The sequence below is a fragment of the Enterobacter cloacae complex sp. GF14B genome (assembly GCF_004136805.1).
Taxonomy (GTDB): domain Bacteria; phylum Pseudomonadota; class Gammaproteobacteria; order Enterobacterales; family Enterobacteriaceae; genus Enterobacter; species Enterobacter hormaechei_C.
Window position 1 is genome coordinate 1 of the sequence record NZ_QFRV01000133.1, and the last position, 6,375, is coordinate 6,375.

Below are 6,375 nucleotides of genomic sequence, written 5' to 3' on the forward strand. Positions count from 1 at the left end.
CGACGCGACCGGGAAGTTTGTTGGTGATGCCGCCTGTCGACGTCGCGGCGGCGAGGTTACCGGCTTTATCCAGCGCCACCGCGCCTACCGTGCCCATTTTGCTGCGTTCATCGAGCGGCGCGGCATGGTCCAGCTGCGTCATCCCCGCTGTACGGGCCTCCAGCAGTTGTCGGTAACGCTCCTCGGTGGAAAAAAGCTCGGGCGAGACCGTGTCCATACCGTGCTCGACGGCAAATTTTTCCGCCCCCGCCCCGGCCAGCAGCACATGCGGGCTTTGTTCCATCACCAGACGCGCGGCCAGCACCGGATTACGCAGACGACTGACGCCCGCTACCGCGCCCGCTTTCAGGGTGACGCCGTCCATCACGCAGGCATCCAGCTCGTGCGTTTCATCGCGCGTAAAGACCGAGCCAATACCGGCATTAAACAGCGGACACTCCTCCAGCAGGCGCACCGCTTCGGTCACCACGTCCAGCGCGCTGTCGCCCGCTTCCAGCATCCGCTGGCCTGTTTCCACAATGGCGTTCAGCGCATCAATATAACGCTTCTCCTGCTCGGGACTGAGCTGTGCACGGGTGATTGCCCCGGCACCGCCATGAATTGCGATAACCGCTTTACTCATTTCGCATCACCCATCAGCCTGGCTGGCTGCTTTTTCTATAAATATCATTATCGTCGACGAATCTTCAGATGATTTTTGAATATAGAAAGACGCAACTGTGATGTAAAGCGTACACCCATCGGGTCATACAGTTAGCCGCACTTTTCTGCCATAATGAGCGCTTTCGTTGTTACTCCGCAGGAGCCCACCATGGATTTTACCGCCGGACTGATGCCGCTTGAGACGGCACTCTCGCAGATGCTTGATCGTATTACTCCCCTGCACGACGTTGAGACGCTGCCGCTTGTGCGCTGTTTTGGCCGTATTGCCGCGCGCGATATCGTCTCGCCGCTGAACGTGCCGGGGTTCGATAACGCGGCGATGGACGGCTATGCCGTACGTCTGGCGGATCTGCAAACGGGTCAGCCGCTGCCGGTGGCAGGGAAAGCGTTTGCCGGGCAGCCGTTCAACGGTGAGTGGCCAGCGGGCACCTGCGTGCGCATTATGACCGGCGCGCCGGTGCCAACGGGCTGTGAAGCCGTGGTGATGCAGGAAGAGACCGAACAAACGGACGACGGCGTGCGTTTTACCGCCAGCGTCAAAGCGGGACAGAATATCCGCCATATCGGGGAAGACATTACCCTGGGCGCAACGGTCTTTGCCGCCGGGCAAAAACTGACGGTCGCCGAACTGCCGGTGCTGGCATCGCTTGGCATCGCGGAGATTGACGTGGTCCGCAAAGTGCGCGTAGCGGTGTTCTCCACGGGAGACGAGCTACAGCTTCCGGGTCAGCCGCTGAACGAGGGGCAGATTTACGACACCAACCGTCTGGCGGTGCACCTGATGCTTGAGCAGCTGGGCTGCGAGGTGATTAACCTCGGTATCATTCCTGACGATCCGCAAAAACTTCGCGCGGCGTTTATCGACGCTGACGCCTCTGCCGACGTGGTGATCAGCTCCGGCGGCGTTTCGGTTGGCGAAGCGGATTACACCAAAACCTTGCTTGAAGAGCTGGGTGAAATCGCCTTCTGGAAGCTGGCGATTAAGCCGGGCAAACCGTTCGCGTTTGGTAAACTTCCGCACAGCTGGTTCTGTGGCCTGCCGGGTAACCCGGTCTCTGCCGCGCTGACCTTCTACCAGCTGGTGATCCCGCTGCTGGCGAAGCTTTCAGGCAACAATGCCAGCCCGCTGCCGGAACGTCTGCGCGTGCGGGCGGCAACGCGCCTCAAAAAATCACCGGGCCGTCTCGATTTCCAGCGCGGCATTCTGGCGCGCAACGCCGACGGCGAGCTGGAGGTGAGCACCACCGGGCATCAGGGTTCGCACATCTTTAGCTCCTTCAGCCAGGGTAACTGCTTTATCGTGCTGGAGCGCGATCGCGGCCACGTTGAGGCGGGCGAATGGGTTGAAGTGGAACGCTTTAACCACCTGTTCGGAGGCTGACATGACGATGGAACTGAGCGACCCGGAGATGATGCGCTATAACCGCCAGATCGTGCTGCGCGGATTTGATTTCGAGGGTCAGGAGGCGCTCAAGGCGGCCAGCGTGCTGGTTGTGGGTCTTGGCGGGCTGGGCTGCGCGGCAGCGCAATACCTGGCTGCGGCGGGCGTCGGCAGCATGACGCTGCTGGATTTCGACACCGTGTCGGTGTCCAACCTGCAACGCCAGACGCTGCACAGCGACGCGACGGTCGGTCAGCCTAAAGTGGAATCAGCACGCACGGCGCTGGCGCGCATTAACCCCAACGTTCAGTTCACCCTGATTGACGCGATGCTGGATGACGACGCGCTGTTTGCGCAGATTGCACGGCATGACCTGGTGCTGGACTGCACCGATAACGTCGCCATTCGCAACCAGCTCAATGCGGGTTGCTTTGCCCATAAAACGCCGCTGATTTCCGGCGCTGCCATCCGCATGGAGGGGCAAATCACCGTCTTCACCTACGCTGAAGGAGAGCCCTGCTACCGCTGCCTGAGCCGTCTGTTTGGCGAGAATGCGCTGACCTGCGTCGAGGCGGGCGTAATGGCGCCGCTGGTTGGCGTTATCGGTTCCTTGCAGGCCATGGAGGCGATCAAAGTGCTGGCGCACTATGGCACGCCCGCCGCGGGTAAAATCGTGATGTATGACGCGATGACCTGCCAGTTTCGCGAGATGAAGCTAATGCGTAATCCCGGGTGTGAGGTGTGCGAAGGTTAAAGCAAACGGCAACCTTCAGGTTGCCGTTTTAGTGTTTGCTCCCTCTCCCTGTGGGAGAGGGTTGGGGTGAGGGCATCAGGCCACACCCATCAAATAGACGTCCGCCCAAACGCCCCCTGCCAGTCCTGCTCAAACTTCACAATTGCCGCATCCACCGCCGGAGAGGTAATAAACTGCTGCGCCACGTCCAGCGGCAGCGTGATGGACTCGCACCCTGCCAGCAGGCAGTCCAGCGCCTGGCGCGGGGTTTTAAAGCTCGCCGCCAGCACTTTTGACTGCGGCGCGTGCAGGGTCAGCAACTGTTGCAGTTCGACCACCGTCTGGATCCCGTCCCCGCCCTGCGCGTCCACGCGGTTCACGTAAGGGGCCACATACTCAGCCCCCGCCAGTGCGGACAACATCCCCTGCGCGGCACCGTACACCGCCGTACCCAGCGTCGGGATCCCTTCCGCTTTCAGCATCTTGATCGCCGCCAGCCCTTCAGCGGTCACGGGCACTTTCACCACCAGGTCATTGATTATCGCGCGCAGCTTACGCGCGTCTTCCACCATCCCCTCGGCAGTCTTCGCCATCACCTGAGCGAACAGCCGGCCCTTGCCGCCCAGCGCGTCGTGCAGCGCGGGCAGCAGCTCTTCCAGGGGGGTTTTACCCGCCGCCACAATGCTTGGGTTAGTGGTCACGCCCGCCAGCGGGAAGATACGCGCCAGCTTTTTGACTGCCGCAACGTCAGATGTGTCGAGATAAAGTTCCATGATGTCACCCTCAAATTTAGCCTGCACTTACCCTATCACAGCAAAACCTGCTCAGGAATTGACCCATATCAAGATAACTTTCATTCGAAAGTAATTTAATCTTCATATGTAATCCGAGGGCAAAAAAATGATCTTTAATATACAGCGTTACTCCACCCACGACGGCCCAGGTATTCGAACCGTGGTATTCCTGAAAGGCTGCTCGCTGGGCTGTCGCTGGTGTCAGAACCCGGAAAGCCGCTCCCGCAGCCGGGACGTGCTGTTTGATGCGCGTCTGTGCCTGGACGGCTGCGACCTGTGCCAGCAGGCGGCACCGGGCTGCATCGAACGCGCGCTGAATGGCCTGGTCATCCACCGCGAAAAGCTGAGTGAAGAGACGCTTGATGCCCTCACCGACTGCTGCCCGACGCAGGCGCTGACCGTTTGCGGCGAAGAACAGCAGGTCGAAGAGATCATGGCGACCGTATTGCGCGATAAACCCTTCTACGACCGCAGCGGCGGCGGGATCACCCTTTCCGGCGGCGAGCCGTTTATGAATCCGGAGCTGGCGCACGCGCTGTTTAAAGCCAGCCACGACCAGGGTATCCACACCGCCGTCGAAACCTGCCTTCACGTGCCGTGGCACTATATTGAGCCGTCATTACCGTACGTCGATCTGTTCCTCGCCGACCTGAAGCATGTCGACGGAGACGTTTTCAAGCAGTGGACGGACGGTTCGGCTAAGCGCATCCTGGACAACCTGAAACGCCTGGCCGCCGCCGGGAAAACGATCACCATCCGCGTGCCGCTGATCCAGGGCTTCAACGCGGATGAAGCCTCCATCACCGCCATTACCAACTTCGCTGCCGATGAACTCGGCGTCCACGATATTCATTTTCTGCCGTATCACACGCTGGGCATGAACAAATACACCCTGCTCGGCCAACCCTACTCTGCCCCTGACAAACCGCTGGATAACCCTGCCCTGCTGGACTTCGCACAGCAGTATGCCTGCCAGAAAGGGTTAACCGCGACCTTACGAGGATAAACTTATGACCACCCTGAATCTCAACACCCTCAGCGAGCGCATCAAGGCGCACAAAACGGCTCTGGTGCATATCGTTAAGCCGCCGGTCTGTACCGAACGCGCGCAGCACTATACCGAAATGTATCAGCAGCATCTGGACAAGCCGATCCCGGTGCGCCGCGCCCTGGCGCTGGCGCATCACCTGGCCAAGCGTACCATCTGGATCAAGCACGACGAGCTGATCATCGGGAACCAGGCAAGCGAAGTGCGCGCCGCGCCGATCTTCCCGGAATACACCGTCTCCTGGATTGAGAAAGAGATTGACGACCTGGCGGACCGTCCGGGCGCGGGCTTTGCGGTGAGCGAAGAGAACAAGCGCGTGCTGCATGAAATCTGCCCGTGGTGGCGCGGCCAGACGGTGCAGGACCGCTGCTACGGCATGTTCACCGACGAGCAGAAAGGCCTGCTGGAAACCGGCATCATCAAAGCCGAAGGCAACATGACCTCCGGCGACGCGCACCTGGCGGTGAACTTCCCCCTGGTGCTGGAGAAAGGTCTCGACGGCCTGCGCGCCAAAGTGGCCGAGCGCCGCTCGCGCATCAACCTGACGGTGCTGGAAGACCTGCACGGCGACCAGTTCCTGAAGGCGATCGATATCGTGCTGGAAGCGGTGAGCCTGCACATCAAACGCTTTGCCGAACTGGCGCGTGAAATGGCCTCCACCGAAACCCGCGTAAGCCGCCGCGACGAGCTGCTTGCAATGGCGGAAAACTGTGACGTAATCGCCCACGAGCCGCCAAAAACGTTCTGGCAGGCGCTGCAGCTGTGCTACTTCATTCAGCTGATCCTGCAGATTGAGTCCAACGGCCACTCCGTCTCCTTCGCGCGTATGGACCAGTATCTCTATCCGTACTACCGCCGCGACGTGGAGCTGAATCAGAGCCTGGACCGCGAGCACGCCATCGAGCTGCTGCACAGCTGCTGGCTGAAATTGCTGGAAGTGAACAAGATCCGCTCCGGCTCGCACTCGAAGGCTTCCGCCGGTAGCCCGCTGTACCAGAACGTCACCATCGGCGGCCAGAAGCTGGTTAACGGTGAGCCGATGGACGCGGTGAACCCGCTCTCGTACGCGATTCTGGAATCCTGCGGTCGCCTGCGCTCCACCCAGCCGAACCTGAGCGTGCGCTATCACGCGGGCATGAGCAACGACTTCCTCGACGCCTGCGTGCAGGTGATCCGCTGCGGCTTCGGGATGCCAGCGTTCAACAACGATGAAATCGTCATTCCGGAATTCATCAAGCTCGGCGTTGAGCGTGACGACGCCTACGACTACGCGGCCATCGGCTGCATCGAAACCGCGGTGGGCGGCAAGTGGGGCTACCGCTGCACCGGCATGAGCTTTATCAACTTCGCCCGCGTGATGCTCGCCGCGCTGGAAGGCGGCCGCGACGCCACCAGCGGCAAGGTGTTCCTGCCGCAGGAAAAAGCCCTCTCCGCCGGTAACTTCGACAACTTCGACGAAGTGATGGCAGCCTGGGATACCCAGATCCGCTACTACACCCGCAAATCCATCGAAATTGAATACGTGGTGGACACCATGCTGGAGGAGAACGTCCACGATATTCTCTGCTCGGCGCTGGTGGACGACTGCATCGAGCGCGCGAAAAGCATCAAGCAGGGCGGCGCGAAGTATGACTGGGTCTCCGGCCTGCAGGTGGGCATCGCTAACCTCGGCAACAGCCTGGCGGCGGTGAAGAAGCTGGTGTTCGAACAGGGCGTCATTGGCCAGCAGCAGCTGGCGGCGGCGCTGGCCGATGAT

Annotated in this window: 6 protein-coding genes; 4 read left to right on the top strand and 2 right to left on the bottom strand. The window is 60.6% G+C overall.

Annotated features, from left to right (window positions below):
- Positions 1-622: isoaspartyl peptidase/L-asparaginase (locus DD606_RS23365; RefSeq protein ID WP_129259238.1), on the bottom strand; the 622-nt coding region annotated here is incomplete at its 3' end.
- Positions 623-811: 189 nt separating this feature from the next.
- Between DD606_RS23365 and moeA the strand changes: the two genes are divergently transcribed.
- Both moeA and moeB read left to right on the top strand, forming a co-directional pair.
- A complete protein-coding gene (gene moeA, locus DD606_RS23370) occupies positions 812-2,044 on the top strand; it encodes a molybdopterin molybdotransferase MoeA (protein ID WP_045343722.1) in 1,233 nt (410 codons plus the stop codon).
- Position 2,045: 1 nt separating this feature from the next.
- The gene (gene moeB / locus DD606_RS23375; protein ID WP_022650669.1) at positions 2,046-2,798 is read left to right on the top strand and encodes a molybdopterin-synthase adenylyltransferase MoeB; all 753 of its coding nucleotides are present in this window, start codon (positions 2,046-2,048) and stop codon (positions 2,796-2,798) included.
- 89 nt (positions 2,799-2,887) lie between these two features.
- On the opposite strand, the gene fsa is transcribed toward moeB, so the two are convergent.
- Complete coding sequence (gene fsa / locus DD606_RS23380) at positions 2,888-3,550, bottom strand: fructose-6-phosphate aldolase (protein WP_017384896.1); 663 nt, start codon at positions 3,548-3,550, stop codon at positions 2,888-2,890.
- 127 nt (positions 3,551-3,677) lie between these two features.
- On the opposite strand from fsa, the gene DD606_RS23385 reads away from it, so the two are divergent.
- Positions 3,678-4,577 (top strand): glycyl-radical enzyme activating protein, encoded by a 900-nt coding sequence (locus DD606_RS23385; RefSeq protein ID WP_008501194.1) that lies wholly within the window; start codon positions 3,678-3,680, stop codon positions 4,575-4,577.
- A gap of 4 nt (positions 4,578-4,581) precedes the next feature.
- Positions 4,582-6,375, top strand: a 1,794-nt coding sequence (locus DD606_RS23390; protein ID WP_129259240.1) for a formate C-acetyltransferase/glycerol dehydratase family glycyl radical enzyme, incomplete at its 3' end; no start/stop codon positions are given.